Genomic DNA, 729 nt, shown 5'->3' with positions numbered 1-729 from the left:
GCCCGCCTACACCAACGTGGTCCCGCTGAAATCCGCCGCGCCGGCGCGGGCTCGTCGGCAGGCACGGGCTCATCGATAGGTGCGGGCGCCGTGTCCGCAGCCGGGCCGGCAACTTCCGGTTCGGAGACCGGCGGCGCTTCGGGATTCGGGATCTCGGCGAAGGCGGGTTCGGCCAGGTTGGCGTCGGCGGGGACCGGTATCTCGGCCGGGGGGGCCTCCGGCTCGGGCGCCGACGTCGGGGTGCCGGTCGCGGTGCCGAGGGCCTCGGGCGAGACCGTGTCCATCAGGTGCGCGTGAAGCGGCTCGGGAGGCGCCTCGGAGGGCACCGGCGGGAACGACTCCTCCGGCGGGTGCAGCGCCGCCTCGAGCGCGGCGGCGCGAGCGCTTTTGGCCTCACCCGCCTTGGCCTCACCCGCCTTGGCCTCACCCGCCTTGGCCTCACCCGTCTTGGCCTCACCCGTCTTGCCCTGCAGGGTGCCGGGCGGGGTCGAGGAGGAGCGGCGGCCGGTCGATCGTCCCTGCGGCGTCCGTTGCTTGCCCATCGTCGAGATCCCTTGAGGCCGTCCGCGTGTCGTTCCGTTCGAGCCCGAATCGCACGGGCCGAACGTAGTCCAGTTGCCGGCCGGCGCAATGCATCGGGGGTGCGGCGGCGATCGGCGCCCGCGGATCGGCACCCCGACGCGACGGCCGCGAGACCGGACGATCCAGCCGCGGTGCCGACCGGAGGCC

1 pseudogene is annotated in these 729 nt (G+C 74.8%); it reads right to left on the bottom strand.

Features of this window, described 5'->3' with window-relative positions:
• A pseudogene (locus FV223_RS29165) lies at window positions 1-542 on the bottom strand (hypothetical protein); the annotation flags it as partial.
• Window positions 543-729: the final 187 nt, after the last annotated feature.

It is taken from the genome of Methylobacterium sp. WL116 (assembly GCF_008039455.1).
Lineage (GTDB): Bacteria > Pseudomonadota > Alphaproteobacteria > Rhizobiales > Beijerinckiaceae > Methylobacterium.
Note: the sequence above shows the minus strand (reverse complement) of the source record. Positions and strands in the feature narration are given on the sequence as shown.